Consider the following 13083-nt stretch of genomic DNA (forward strand, 5'->3'; position numbering starts at 1 on the left):
TTATAGATACCGAATGTACAGGAGGGTTCCGTTAAAGAGATGAAACCGATAAAAGTAGGCCTGCTCGGCTTGGGAACGGTCGGCACCGGAGTGGTGCGGATCGTAGAAGGACATCAGGAGGATCTGCAGCGGCAGGTAGGCTCCCCGATCCGAATCGAGAAGATTCTGGTGCAGAATCCGACCAAAGCAAGAAACATAGCGGTGGATGCCGGGAAGCTGACGGACGACCCGTGGGACATCATCCGCGATCCGGAGATCGACGTGATCATAGAAGTAATGGGCGGCATCGAACCGACCAAAGGCTTCATTCTCGAGGCCTTAAGCCGGGGAAAGCATATCGTGACGGCCAATAAGGATCTTATGGCGCTGCACGGGACGGAGATTCTGGCGAAGGCTGTGGAGCACCGCTGCGACGTCCTCTACGAAGCGAGCGTGGCCGGTGGCATTCCGATCATCCGTACCTTGGCGGAGGGCTTTTCTTCCGACAGAATAACCAAAATTATGGGGATCGTCAACGGAACGACCAACTACATCCTCACGAAGATGAGCCAAGAAGGCGCCGCCTATGAGGACGTGCTGAAGGAAGCCCAAGAACTGGGCTACGCGGAAGCGGACCCGACCTCCGATGTGGAGGGATTGGATGCCGCCCGCAAGATGACCATTCTGGGCTCCCTCGGCTTCGGGGTCAACGTGGAACTGAGCGACGTCTCGGTTAAGGGCATCACCGGAATTACCAAGGAGGATATCCTGTACGGCAAGAAGCTCGGCTACGAGGTTAAGCTGCTCGGGATCGCCGAACGCCAGGACGACCATATTTCCATCAGCGTTCAGCCGACCATGGTCAAGACGTCCCACCCGATTTCCTCTGTAAACGGAGTATTCAACGCCGTCTATGTATACGGAGAAGCGGTCGGGGAAACGATGTTCTACGGACCGGGCGCCGGGGAGCTTCCGACGGCCACCTCGATCGTGGCGGACCTGGTGGCGGTGGTGAAGAACTTGAGGCTCGGCGTCAACGGCCGAAAGGTGCTTGCTCCCTACAAGGAGAAGAAGCTGAAGACGGACGAGCAGATCTCCGCCAAAAACTTCATTCTGCTTCACGTAGAGGACAAGGCGGGCGTGCTCGCCCAAATCACGCAAGTGTTTGCCGAGCATGAAGTCAGCCTGGAGTCGGTGCTTCAGCACCCCAATGCAAACAACCCGAAAGCCGAGATCATCATCATTACTCATGATGCTAATCAGGCCAGCATGAAAAAGGTGCTCAAGCATTTTGAAACCATGGACGTCATTCAAACCATCCAAAGCGTTTACCGCGTAGAAGGCTAAATCTATAGACCAGTTAGGAGTTATTACAATGAGATACATGGGATTGCTGCAAACGTACCGCGATTATCTGCCTGTAACGGACGCCACGCCGCTTTTGACCCTTCAGGAAGGCAATACCCCGCTTGTCCGCGCGGAGAAGCTGTCGGATGAGCTGGATCTGGATGTCTATTTCAAATACGAGGGCCTTAATCCGACGGGCTCCTTCAAGGACCGCGGCATGGTTATGGCCGTGGCCAAGGCGATGGAGGAAGGAAGCCGCACCATCATGTGCGCTTCCACGGGCAACACATCTGCTGCGGCGGCTGCCTATGCGGCTCGCGGAAACTTGAACTGCATCGTGCTCATCCCTAACAACAACATCGCCCTCGGCAAGCTGGCCCAGGCTATCATTTACGGGGCGAAGGTCATTGCGATCGAGGGGAATTTTGACCGGGCGCTGGAGATCGTCCGCGAAATTACGGCCAAGCATCCGATTACCCTGGTTAACTCCGTTAACCCGTACCGGATCGAAGGCCAGAAGACGGCTGCCTTCGAGGTGGTCGATCAGCTGGGCAAAGCTCCAGACTTCCTGGCTATCCCGGTTGGGAATGCCGGGAACATCACAGCGTACTGGAAAGGCTTCAAGGAATACCACGCGAAGGGTCGTTCTTCCTCGCTTCCCAAGATGATTGGCTTTGAGGCGGAAGGAGCCATGGCCATTGTTAAGGGAGAGCCGATCAAAAACCCGGAAACGATCGCAACGGCCATCCGGATCGGAAACCCGGCGAGCTGGGACAGCGCGGTGAACGCTGCGAATGAATCGGGCGGCCAAATCAACTATGTGACCGATGAAGAGATTCTGCATGCCTACCGGACGATCGCTTCGAAGGAAGGCATCTTCGCCGAGCCGGCTTCTGCGGCATCCATTGCGGGAGTTATGAAGCTGAAGAAGGAAGGCTACTTCAGGGGCGGCGAATCCGTGGTCTGCGTCCTGACCGGGCACGGCCTTAAGGACCCTAACATCGCCATCAAGAGCGTTAGCGCCGAGCCGGTGCTCGTCAAGGATACCGAGCAGGACGTGATGGAGGCCATCTCCCGTCTGGAAGCGCAGAACTTCGCGCAGCAGCATTAAGGAGCCGGTCTCATGAACCCTACCAAAGTATGCGCGAAGGTTCCGGCCAGCACGGCCAATCTCGGACCGGGCTTCGATTCCCTCGGCATGGCGCTGAACCTGTATTCTTGGATTGAAATGGACGTCGCCGAGAAGACGGTCATTCATCTCCACGGCGGGGAAATGCAGGGCATTCCCACCGACAAGTCCAATCTCATCTACAAGGTGGCACAGGATGTGTTCCGGCGGGCAGGAGTAAGCTACCCGGAACTGGAGATCTCCATGCACAGCGAGATTCCCCTCACCCGGGGGCTCGGCAGCAGCGCCTCCGCCATCGTCGGTGCGATGGCGGCCGCCAATGCTCTTATCGGGAGTCCTTTGTCGGACGACGAGCTGTTTCAGATGGCGGCCGCTATGGAGAAGCATCCCGATAATGTCGGGGCTTCCCTGTTCGGCGGGCTGATCGTTTCTTACTGGGACGGAGAACGGGCGGAATACATCCGCATCGAACCAGAGGAGAGTCTGGAGATCATGGTTGCCATTCCCCGCTTCCAGCTGGCGACGGAGAAAGCACGGAACGTCCTGCCGAAGGAACTGTCGATGGGCGATGCGGTGTTCAACATCGGCCACAGCTCGCTTCTCGTTGCGGCGTTTGCAACCGGTCGGTACGACATGATCGCGAAGGCCATGAAAGACGCCGTGCACCAGCCTTACCGCGCCGCGCTGATTCCCGGAATGGAACGAATTCTGGGGGAGGCAACGGATCACGGGGCGCTCGGAGCGGCCCTGAGCGGAGCGGGGCCCACAGTGCTTGCCCTCGTCGATTCCAAGGCCGGAAAGCAGCAGGAGTTGGAGAGCTTTCTGCTGGAGGCCTTCCGCTCCGCCCAGGTGGAGGCGGATATCCGGCTGCTTAAGCCGTGCCGCAGCGGCGTCCAGTGCTGGAACGTAACGCCGGGAAATCGGACCTTGATCGAGAGCATCCAAGGAGAAACGGTCCAAAACCCTTGAGGTCAAGGGTTTTTCTTGTTGGCGGCTTCCCTCTTTCATTTTAAATTTGTCAGGTCTTGTGGTATATTTTTTAAATGCGGTTCAATTAATCAAGGGCTTGGATTAGCCTGCTAAACCAAAGGAGAGGTCCGGGTATGAAGCGGATTGCCTATCTGGGACCCGTCGGAACGGTTTCACAGGAAGCGGTGCGATATTTTTTTGCAGGGGAAGAGCACGAATTTATTCCCTATAAGCTGATTTCCGATGTCTGCATGGCGACGGTCACCGGAGAGACGGATTTGAGTGTCATTCCCATCGAGAATACGATCGACGGCTCCGTCCGTTTGCATATGGACTGGCTGGTCAGCGAAGAAGTCAACCTGCCCATCCAGGCGGAATGGGTGTATCCGTCCATCCAGAACTTGATCGGTCACCGCCAGGACGCCGGGTCCGATTCCGATAAACCCGATTATAGCGGGATCAAGAAGGTCATCTCCATCGATGTGGCCATTGCTCAGTGCCGTTCCTTCTTGAAGGAGCATTTGCCCAACGCGGAGCTCGTCTATGTAAGCTCCACGGCCGAAGGGGTACTCATGGTGAAGGACCATCCAAATGGGGGAACGGCGGCGATCGGCACGCGTCTCGCGGCCGAGCAGTACGGGCTCGACGTGCTGGCCTCTAACATTACTGACCATGACAACAACTACACGAGGTTCATTCTAATTGGGCGGGATCGTCCCGCTCTGAAGCCTGCCCAAAACGTGAAGACCACCATTCTGGTTACGCTGCCCGAGGATTATCCGGGGGCGCTGCATCAGGTGCTTTCGGCGTTTGCCTGGCGCCGGATCAACCTGTCCAAAATCGAGTCCCGTCCGACCAAGCTTCGGCTTGGGAGCTATTATTTCTACATCGATATCGAAATGTCCATGGACACGGTTCTGCTGCCTTCGGCCTTGGCTGAAATCGAGGCGATCGGCTGCCAAGTCCGGTTGATGGGCTCTTATCCCAGCTATTCTTACCATAATGCGGAGGTGCAATAGCAGCAATGGCACAGTGGATTTATTTAAACGGCGAGTTTGTGGAGAAGGACAAGGCTCTGGTTTCCGTTTACGACCACGGGTTCTTGTACGGAGACGGAATCTTCGAGGGCATCCGTGTCTACAACGGGAACATTTTTAAGTGCAAGGAGCATCTGGACCGGCTGTATGATTCCGCGAAGTCCATTATGCTGGATATTCCCCTTTCGTTCGGCGATATGCAGAACGTGCTCGTGGAATCGATCCGCAAGAACGAGCTCCGCGACGGCTATATCCGTCTCGTGGTATCCCGCGGGCCCGGAGACCTGGGGCTGGACCCCCGCCGCTCCCCGAAGGCCAATGTCATCATCATCGTGGAGCAGCTGGCCATTTACCCGGAAGAGGCTTATCTGAACGGGCTCAAGACCGTTTCGGTGTCCACCCGCCGCAACATTCCGGACGCGCTAAACCCGAAGATCAAATCGCTTAACTACCTGAATAACATTCTCGTCAAAATCCAGGCCAACCTGGCCGGAGTCGGCGAGGCGATCATGCTGAATTCCCAAGGCTACGTAGCCGAAGGCTCGTCCGATAACATCTTTATCGTGAAGCGCGGCGTCGTCTACACGCCTCCCTGCTATGTGGGAGCGCTCGAAGGCATTACCCGTGCCGCCATTATCGAAATCTGCCAGAAGGTCGGCTATCCGGTTAAGGAAGAGCCGTTTACCCTTCATGACGTCTATGTCGCCGATGAAGTCTTCTTCACCGGCACGGCGGCGGAGGTCATCGCGGTTCGCGAGGTGGATGCCCGCATTATCGGCTCCGGAGCAGCCGGCCCGATCACGACCCATCTGCTTAAGGAATTCCGCAGCGTCGTCGAAATCGACGGCGTGAAAGTATACGAATAGCAGCACTTGAAGAACTCCCTTTCTACGCCTGCCGGCGGGAAAGGGAGTTTTTTTTGTAGAGGGATGTCAATTGCCCATTTCCGTGCATAGACTGTAATGTCATTCTGGGCAGGACCCCAGTATCGTTTGCAAATGATTAAGGAGGGAACCGTTTTGAAAATTCATATGGTCAAGAAAGGGGATACCCTTTACGAGCTGTCCAAAAAGTATCACGTGGACCTCGACAAGCTCATTGCGGCCAATCCGCAACTGACGAACCCCGATACGCTGGAGGTGGGAGCCAAAATCAAGATCCCGTCCGGGTCGGTTCCGGTTACGCCTCCTCCGGGCACGATTGAACATAAGGTGGTCCAGGGCGATACCCTCTGGAAGCTCTCCAAGAAGTATGGAGTCTCCCTGCAAGCCATGATCAACGCCAACAAGCAGCTAACGAACCCGAACATTCTGATGACCGGCATGAGCGTCTTCATTCCGATCCAGGGACCGACGGTCACGAGCGAGGCGGGGGCGGGGAATGTCATCCTGCCTTCGGGGAAAAAGAACAACGCGCCGATGGAGAGTCCGATCCAAAAGCAGAACAATGCCCCGGTGCCGGAACTCATGCCGCTGGAGGAGAATAAGGAGGAAGCGGCTCCTATTCAGGAGGAGAAAGAAGCTCCGGAAGTTAAGCCTCTGGAGAAGGAGAACCCGATTGTCGCTCCGCTCGCCAAAGAAAAGGAAGCTCCCCTGGAGGAGAAAGAGGCCAACGTGCCGAATGTGAACCCGGCCGCCAAAGCGGAGCCGGTTCCCCTTAGCCTTCCACTCGAGACCGCTAAGCCAGCGCAGAAGGAGAAACCGGCGGAGAAGGGAGGATGGGCCGACAAGGGAGCCGTGCCCACACCTTACGCTCCATCGGCCCCGTCCGTCTCGCCTTATGCCGAGCAGGCGGTGCATCCTTTCGAGCAGTACCACGTGCCGGCAACGGAAGTAATGGGAACGGGGTACGCCATGCCTTCTACTTATATGCATGCCAATCCCTATGCCACGCCGTACAGCCAAACCCAAGCAGCACCTCTTGGGGGAGGAAATTATCCTCCGATGATGGGCATGGAATCGGCATCGAACCTTCCGGAGCTCGGGGCCATGCAGGCCATGCCCAATATGCCGCAGGTGGGCGGGCTCGGAGCCGGGCAGGCTGCGCCCAATGCGCCTCTCCTCTCACCGATGGCCTACCAGCCTCAGCCGAATATGCCTTATCCCGGGCAGACCGGTCCCGCCCAGATGGATCCGTGCGCGGGAATCCCTTATCCTTACCAGGCCGAAGGGATGGAGAACGCTCCGATTTCCCCGTATGGCACCGGCATGATGTCGGAGCCGTGGGGGCATCACATGATCCCGATGCATCCGGATTACTGCATGCCGCATGGCATTATGCCGTATGAAGGGGTACCCGGATATCCTCCTGTTCCTCCTTATGGCGGAGTGGCGCCATACGGAATGATGGGCCCAGACTGCGGATGCGGCGAGATCAGCCCGGCAGAGAACAAGGCCGCCCCTTGGGAGAACGCGATGGTAAGCCCGATGATGACGGCACCGGTCAACAACGCGATGGTAAGCCCGATGATGGCAGCCCCGGTCAATAACGCGATGGTAAGCCCGATGATGACGGCACCGGTCAACAACGCGATGGTAAGCCCGATGATGACGGCACCGGTCAACAACGCGATGGTGAGCCCGATGATGGCAGCCCCGGTTACCAATGCTATGTTCAGTCCTATGGAAAACTCCATGGTCAGCCCGCTGGAAAATGCCCCGACCGGACCGGCCGAGAAAACATCGCCGATTGAGAATCAGCCGTTTCCTGGGCTTCATGGTCAGGACGCCGGCATGATGCCGTACGGAGCTCCGGGTGTGTCCCCTTACGGAATGGGAGGCCAACATGGCTATGGAATGGACCCTTACGGCATGCACGGCTACGCCTATGGACCGCAAAGCTATGCGGCGCCCGGCTATGGAATGCCTGCCCTTCATGGTATGGAGACCTATGGAGCCCAGCCTTACGGCATGCAGCCCTACGGGGGCGGGTATATGAACCCGTATGCGGGAGGGGCCATGCCTTGGGGCTATCCTCCTTATCCCACCGGGGGAGGAAAAGAGAATCCCGTCCTCGGAGCCGAAGGTGGAAAGGACTGCGGCTGCGGCTGTGGAGGCCGTCAGGAAGATCACGTTCCGATCTCCTCCTTCCGCAAGGAACAGGTGGAGCCCATCCGCAAACCTGCGAAGAGCAAAGCCAAATCGTCCTCCAAGGCGGCGCTGCACGCTCTGCCGGCTTACGAGAAGACCGAAAGAAAGGCCGACAGCCGGGATAATTTGCCCTGGTTAAACTACTACCGGTAAGGAAACGCTCCGTGCATAATCCCCCTTCCCCCTGGAAAAGCTAGAAACAACTTTCAGGACAGGGGGATTTGCCATGGGCTATTCCAACCTTTTGAAACAGCTGAGAAAGAAGCTTCGCCTGCGCAAGCGCTGGCTTTCTTTAGGAGCATGGATACTGGCTGCCGGGGTTTTTGCCGCAGGAGCCGTATGGGTCGGTTCAAGAGAAGAAGGTCCGGAGCCGGACGCACCCGTCATGAAGACGGTCGCAGCAAGCGAACGGCCCGCTGGAGACGACCCGCTGCAGAAGGTAAAGGAAAGTGCGAAGGACCGGACCGTGCTGCTGGAGAGGATTTATTTGTGCGGCGAGGAGACGGAGGACAGCGGCGTATGGAAGCCGGAAGCGGTTCTCCAATATGGGAAGGAGCATCCGGCGCAGGAGGTTTCCTTGGATGCGGAAGGGCGCGTCCATTTTACGGAGCGGGTGGATGACCTCTCCAGCCAATGCAAGGACCGGGCTTACTTCGGTCTGGACAAGAACGGGAACCTGTCCTTGTTCGAAGGCGTGCCGGAGAATGACAAGGTGATTCGGACCTTCTTCCAGCTGAATCTTCAATATTTGAAAAGCAGTCTCCCGATCGAAACCTGGGAGCAGCTTCACGCGGGCATCCGTGTCTCGGATGTGGAGGAGTACAACAGCGTCATCTCCACCTTCTCCAATTTTGCCGTAACGGACCATCCGGAAGGCAAAGCGCCGAACGCGTGAAAGGCGGGCCGCGATGTTAAGCTCTTGATTTAGAAAGAGGTTTTTTCCACCGGTTAGTCCAAGAAGCCCGCCATGCGGGCTTCTTTTTTTATTTGCGGGAGAGTGCGGGGAGGGCGGTACTCAGGGGGACGATAATCTGCTATAATGAAAAAAACGATACATATGTTCGCTTTAGGAATGGAGAGAGTGGATTGCGCATTTTGGGAATTGACCCGGGGATCGCCATTGTCGGCTTCGGGTTTATCGATAAGCAGGGAAGCAAGCTGACCCCGGTTCAGTACGGAAGTATCCAGACGGAAGCCCATACGGATCCCGGCCAGCGTCTGAAGGACGTTTACGATTCGGCGGTTCATCTCATCGAGAAGTACAAGCCGGACGCGATGGCGATCGAGAAGCTGTTCTTCAACCGCAACGTGACGACGGCCTTCACCGTTGCTCAGGCCCGGGGGGTGCTGATCCTGGCCGCCGTACAGAAGGGGATTCCTGTAGGAGAGTATACTCCGCTTCAGGTGAAGCAGGCGACGGTCGGATACGGCAAAGCCGAGAAGAAGCAGGTGCAGGAAATGGTGAGAATGTTTCTTAACCTTTCCGCCGTGCCCAAGCCTGACGATGTGGCGGATGCGCTGGCCGTGGCGATCTGCCACGCCCATTCCTACGTGCTGACGGACAAATTGAACGGGGTGGGGAAACGATGATTGATTTTCTGAGGGGAAGCCTGGTTCACCGGGAAACCGATTACGTGGTGCTGGATGTGAACGGAGTCGGCTACCGGGTGTTTTGCGCCAATCCCTATGCCGTGCAGGCCGGCGAGGCGGAAGGCATCACACTCTTTATTCATTACCATGTGCGGGAAGACGCCCATCTCCTGTTCGGATTCCGCAGCCGGGAGGAGCAGACCTTGTTCCGACGGCTTCTTGAGGTGAGCGGCATAGGACCCAAGGTGGCGCTCGGGATTGTCGGTGCCGGCGAGCCGGAGGCGGTGGTTTCCGCGATCTACACGGAGGATGTCGCGTTTCTGACCCGCCTCCCCGGCATAGGCAAGAAGACGGCGCAGCGGATTGTGCTCGACCTGAAGGACAAGCTGTCCGACCTTCCGGTTGGACAGCTTGCCGGTCCGGTCGGGAAGAGCGCTGCCGTACCGGCTGCCGCGCCGCGGGGGCCGTGGAGCGAAGCGAAGGAGGCGCTCCAGGCCCTCGGCTATACGGAGGCCGAGGTGGAGCGCGTGAAGCCGGCGGTGCAGGAAGCCGCCACGGGAACGGAAGGGGCGGACGCACTGGTGAAGCTGGCGCTGCAGGTCCTTTTCCGCGGCTGACGGGACACCACGGGCAAGCAGCCAGTATTCTAAGCCTCATCGGGCAGGCCCCGATCCCCTTTCACGGGATGAGAGGCGACGGCCCATAGGTAACGGTTATGGCTTCTGCCGGCGGGTCCGGTTAGAGGCCGGAGGGAGGACTTCATGGAAGACAGAATCATCTCCGCTAACTTGATGATGGAGGACCAGGCGGTAGAGCTCAGCCTGCGTCCCCGTTTCTTGGCGGAATATATAGGGCAGACGCAAGCGAAAGAGAATCTGAAGATTTATATAGAAGCGGCGAAGCAGCGCAAGGAGGCATTGGATCATGTGCTCCTGTACGGGCCCCCTGGGCTTGGCAAGACGACCTTATCCAATATCATTGCGAATGAGCTGGGCGTCAACATCCGGACGACTTCCGGGCCGGCTATTGAACGGCCGGGCGATCTCGCGGCCCTGCTGACGAACCTGCAGGAAGGGGACGTACTCTTCATCGACGAAATTCACCGGCTCCACCGGACGGTGGAAGAGGTGCTCTATCCCGCTATGGAAGACTTCGCCTTGGACATTATTATCGGCAAGGGTCCGAGCGCCCGTTCCGTCCGGCTGGACCTGCCGCCGTTTACCCTGATTGGGGCGACGACGCGGGCGGGTCTTCTGTCCGCTCCTCTGCGCGATCGCTTCGGCGTCGTCAGCCGGCTTGAGTATTATACCAACGACGAGCTCAGCTTTATCGTCAGCCGGGCTTCGGACATTCTTGAAGTGCCGATTATCGGGGAGGCGGCTGCCGAGATCGGCATGCGGTCCCGGGGAACGCCCCGCATTGCGAACCGTCTGCTGAAACGGGTGAGGGATTTTGCCCAAGTGAAGGGAGACGGCGTTATTACGCTGGAAATGGCTCGGATGGCCCTTCAGATGATCCAGGTGGACGAGCTTGGACTCGATGAGGTCGATCATAAGATGCTGCGCTCCATTGTTACCAACTTCCGCGGAGGGCCGGTCGGCCTGGATACCATCGCGGCTACAATCGGGGAAGAGAGCCAGACGATAGAAGACGTCTACGAGCCTTATCTCCTGCAGATCGGTTTTCTGCAGCGAACCCCGAGGGGACGGGCGGTTACTCCGCTGGCCTACCGTCATTTGGGCATGGAGCCTCCCGAGAATCGGACGTAAGCAGCAACTTTTTACGCGGAGGGGAGTCTAACCCTTTATAACGCTAACGACCAAAAGGAGATTCTCTGCCCCATGAAATGGAAGCTGAACCGTCCTACGAAGCTTATCCTGACTGCTGCTGTTACTTTTGCCCTGGCGGGCTCCCCCGGATGGGAGAAGCCGGCTCAGGCCGCTGCTCCCAAGCTGGATACGATCCGGGTCGCCTTGTATATCAATGCGGATAAATACAAGGTCAACACCGCAAGTGTCACCCTTTCCGCCGACGGCGGATTAACGCTGGGAATCCGGACGGCTGCGGGAGCGGCTCCGCTCGATACCGTCAATGGTCCCCAAGCGGTCAAAGCCAGTCTGAACGGATATTCCGTCAAAGTGCTGACGACCGGCGATTGGGCCGCTGCGCAAGCCGCCGGCAAGAGTGCGGCTGCGGCCGGGCAAAATTCCTTTATCTATAAGAATGAGAGCCTGGGCAAGCCGGTTTACCAGGTCGTGGCGGGTCCCTACGTTACCTTAGCCGAGGCAACGGCAGCCAAGGCAGCGCTCACTACCAAGCCTGAAATGGCCGCCTATTCCGCCGGGACGAGCTTGGGCGGAACGCTATACTGGAATACCGGCAGCTTCTCGAGCGAAGCCGAAGCCCTTAAGCAGAAGAGCGCCTTGGCCGCGGCAGGAGTCATGACCGAGCTGGTGCTTCAGGAGAACGCCGGCATTCCGGTTTATTCGCTGTGGCTCGGCGGCGAAAGCGAAGCCAGCCGGTTAGAAGCCGTTAAGGCACAAGCCCTTGCGGCCGCTCCCGGGCTTACGCTTGCCCCTGTGGATGCCGCAGCTCCTTATCTAATGAAACGGACGGATGTTTCGGCCAGCACGAACGGGGCTTCGGGCCTCACCCACTATTCCTTCAACAGCAACGGGGAGAAGGTGCTGGTTTCGCCCAAGCAATCGAAGATTCAAGTGAAAGAAAAGAATCGGGCCTACCGGGGAACGATCGAACTCAGCCCCTTCAACAGCAAGCTTGCCGTCATTAACGAGCTTCCTTTCGAGGAGTATCTGTATTCGGTCGTCACCTCGGAGATGAATACGGGATGGCCGAAGGAAGCCCTGAAAGCCCAGGCGGTTGCGGCCCGAACCTACGCCGCGAAGGCGGGACTCAAATACCAGATCGCCCATGTAAGCGACAGCGTGGCGGACCAGGCATACAACGGAAATGAATATGCGGATGTGACCCAGGCCGTGGAAGCGACACGCGGAGAAATGCTGGCCGACAAGACCGGGGCTCTGATCACTCCCTACTACTCCTCCAATGCCGGAGGCATGTCGTCGGAATCCTCCGAAGTGTGGAACGCCGGTGTTCCTTACCTGAAGAGCGTCCCGAGTCCGGACGAAAGAGCTTCGAAGGACAAGCCGGTATGGTACAAGGTTGTCCGTAAGGACGGGGCTGTCGGGTATGTTCATCCTTCCTATTTGAAGGACACGGGCAAGAAGAACCCGGCCGGCCTGCCGGTCTACCAGGCTACCGAAGTGGTCAATGTTCGGTCGATTCCTACAACGAACCAGAATAACAGCGTAGTCCTCGGGCAGCTTGCTGCGGCCGAGCGCGTCACCATTATCGGCAGTACACCGGAATCGACCGAGTACGCCTGGATTCGCGGTCCCTATAAAGCCGATGTTCTGCTTCCGAAGATTAACGCCGGCTTGACGTCTCCGCTGTCGGGACTGCTGACCCGTCTGGAGACCGGAGCGAGGGGGCCTTCCAACCGGGTGATTTCCTTAAAGGTTAACGGAAGTGAAATCAAGGTACCTTACGCGGACAGCTTCCGTACCATGCTGAACGGGCTCCCGAGTACGCTGTTTGATATCGAGGAGACCGGACGGTATACTGTACTAGGAGCAAACGGAACGAAGCAGGAGATAACGGGCCGGGGACCAGGCACTTTGAATGTCCTGAGCGCACAAGGAACCTCCACGCCGCTTCAAGGAGACAATCTGTATATGATGGACGGTGGTGGGAAGGTACGGCTTGCTACGGCCGACGCCCAGTTTCTGTTCACCGGAAAAGGGTATGGCCACGGCTTGGGCATGTCCCAATGGGGAGCCCGGGCGATGGCGGAGCAAGGGAATGATTACCGCTACATTCTGACATACTATTATTCCGGAGCTACTATCGTTAAGGACTGAAG

General features: G+C 57.7%; 11 protein-coding genes. All 11 read left to right on the forward strand.

Going from position 1 to position 13083, the window contains the following annotated elements:
• The first annotated feature begins 39 nt into the window (after nt 1-39).
• The 11 genes from MJA45_RS08140 (at nt 40) to MJA45_RS08190 (ending at nt 13081) form a co-directional block, all read left to right on the forward strand.
• On the forward strand, nt 40-1326 hold the full coding sequence (locus tag MJA45_RS08140) for a homoserine dehydrogenase (RefSeq protein ID WP_315606766.1): 1287 nt from the start codon (nt 40-42) through the stop codon (nt 1324-1326).
• 28 nt (nt 1327-1354) lie between these two features.
• Complete coding sequence (thrC, locus tag MJA45_RS08145) at nt 1355-2437, forward strand: threonine synthase (protein ID WP_315606767.1); 1083 nt, start codon at nt 1355-1357, stop codon at nt 2435-2437.
• Between the two features lie 12 nt (nt 2438-2449).
• Nucleotides 2450-3424 (forward strand): homoserine kinase, encoded by a 975-nt coding sequence (gene thrB, locus MJA45_RS08150; protein WP_315606768.1) that lies wholly within the window; start codon nt 2450-2452, stop codon nt 3422-3424.
• A gap of 134 nt (nt 3425-3558) precedes the next feature.
• The gene (gene pheA, locus MJA45_RS08155; RefSeq protein WP_315606769.1) at nt 3559-4443 is read left to right on the forward strand and encodes a prephenate dehydratase; all 885 of its coding nucleotides are present in this window, start codon (nt 3559-3561) and stop codon (nt 4441-4443) included.
• A 5-nt stretch (nt 4444-4448) separates the two neighbouring features.
• A complete protein-coding gene (gene ilvE / locus MJA45_RS08160; RefSeq protein ID WP_315606770.1) occupies nt 4449-5327 on the forward strand; it encodes a branched-chain-amino-acid transaminase in 879 nt (292 codons plus the stop codon).
• Nucleotides 5328-5480: 153 nt separating this feature from the next.
• Nucleotides 5481-7703, forward strand: coding sequence for a LysM peptidoglycan-binding domain-containing protein (locus MJA45_RS08165; protein ID WP_315606771.1), 2223 nt, complete (start codon nt 5481-5483; stop codon nt 7701-7703).
• 73 nt (nt 7704-7776) lie between these two features.
• Entirely contained in the window at nt 7777-8445 is a 669-nt protein-coding gene (locus tag MJA45_RS08170) for a BofC C-terminal domain-containing protein (RefSeq protein WP_315606772.1), read from the forward strand.
• 191 nt (nt 8446-8636) lie between these two features.
• The gene (gene ruvC / locus MJA45_RS08175) at nt 8637-9140 is read left to right on the forward strand and encodes a crossover junction endodeoxyribonuclease RuvC (protein WP_315606773.1); all 504 of its coding nucleotides are present in this window, start codon (nt 8637-8639) and stop codon (nt 9138-9140) included.
• Nucleotides 9137-9757, forward strand: a complete 621-nt coding sequence (ruvA, locus tag MJA45_RS08180) for a Holliday junction branch migration protein RuvA (protein ID WP_315606774.1) — start codon at nt 9137-9139, stop codon at nt 9755-9757. The genes ruvC and ruvA overlap by 4 nt, the downstream gene beginning before the upstream one ends.
• Before the next feature lie 144 nt (nt 9758-9901).
• Nucleotides 9902-10909 (forward strand): Holliday junction branch migration DNA helicase RuvB, encoded by a 1008-nt coding sequence (ruvB, locus tag MJA45_RS08185; protein ID WP_315606775.1) that lies wholly within the window; start codon nt 9902-9904, stop codon nt 10907-10909.
• Between the two features lie 72 nt (nt 10910-10981).
• Nucleotides 10982-13081 (forward strand): SpoIID/LytB domain-containing protein, encoded by a 2100-nt coding sequence (locus MJA45_RS08190; RefSeq protein ID WP_315606776.1) that lies wholly within the window; start codon nt 10982-10984, stop codon nt 13079-13081.
• The last annotated feature ends 2 nt before the right edge of the window (nt 13082-13083 follow it).

Origin of the sequence: Paenibacillus aurantius, assembly GCF_032268605.1 — a bacterium.
GTDB classification, from domain to species: domain Bacteria; phylum Bacillota; class Bacilli; order Paenibacillales; family NBRC-103111; genus Paenibacillus_AO; species Paenibacillus_AO aurantius.

Excerpts from the sequence above, each read along its gene's own strand:
- thrB (WP_315606768.1), top strand. The coding sequence starts at position 2,450 with ATGAACCCTACCAAAGTATGCGCGAAGGTTCCGGCCAGCACGGCCAAT.
- thrC (WP_315606767.1), top strand. The coding sequence starts at position 1,355 with ATGAGATACATGGGATTGCTGCAAACGTACCGCGATTATCTGCCTGTA.
- MJA45_RS08140 (WP_315606766.1), top strand. The coding sequence starts at position 40 with ATGAAACCGATAAAAGTAGGCCTGCTCGGCTTGGGAACGGTCGGCACC.
- ruvB (WP_315606775.1), top strand. The coding sequence starts at position 9,902 with ATGGAAGACAGAATCATCTCCGCTAACTTGATGATGGAGGACCAGGCG.
- ruvA (WP_315606774.1), top strand. The coding sequence starts at position 9,137 with ATGATTGATTTTCTGAGGGGAAGCCTGGTTCACCGGGAAACCGATTAC.
- MJA45_RS08190 (WP_315606776.1), top strand. The coding sequence starts at position 10,982 with ATGAAATGGAAGCTGAACCGTCCTACGAAGCTTATCCTGACTGCTGCT.
- MJA45_RS08170 (WP_315606772.1), top strand. The coding sequence starts at position 7,777 with ATGGGCTATTCCAACCTTTTGAAACAGCTGAGAAAGAAGCTTCGCCTG.
- ilvE (WP_315606770.1), top strand. The coding sequence starts at position 4,449 with ATGGCACAGTGGATTTATTTAAACGGCGAGTTTGTGGAGAAGGACAAG.
- pheA (WP_315606769.1), top strand. The coding sequence starts at position 3,559 with ATGAAGCGGATTGCCTATCTGGGACCCGTCGGAACGGTTTCACAGGAA.